The organism is Dellaglioa sp. CoH-55-MRSF-9, assembly GCF_056782155.1.
In genome coordinates this window covers 1-392 of sequence record NZ_JBXAYG010000030.1, presented here as the reverse complement: position 1 = coordinate 392, position 392 = coordinate 1, and the positions used below count along the sequence as shown (strand labels likewise).

General features: G+C 56.6%; 1 rRNA gene. It reads right to left on the bottom strand.

Annotation, left to right across the window (positions count from 1 at the left end):
- Positions 1 to 392, bottom strand: a 23S ribosomal RNA gene (locus AC1RPV_RS07675); the annotation flags it as partial.

Sequence of the window (392 nt, the reverse complement as noted above, 5' to 3'; positions counted from 1 at the left end):
GTGTCGGTTTGCGGTACGGTCATCGTTAGACTGAAGCTTAGAGGCTTTTCTTGGAACCACTTCCAATTGCTTCGCTCCCTAGGGAGCTCGCGCCACACCCTTGAATCCTGCGCCCGGATTTGCCTAAGCGCCTTCTCCAATGCAGCGACCGGGACTTCCAACACCCGGACAACCTTCCGCGATCCGTCCCCCCATCGCATCTAACAATGGTGCAGGAATATTGACCTGCTTCCCATCAGCTACGCATTTCTGCCTCGCCTTAGGGGCCGACCCACCCTACGCCGATGAACGTTGCGTAGGAAACCTTGGGCTTACGGCGAGGGGGCCTTTCACCCCCTTTATCGCTACTCATGTCAGCATTCGCACTTCCGATACCTCCAGCACCCTTTACA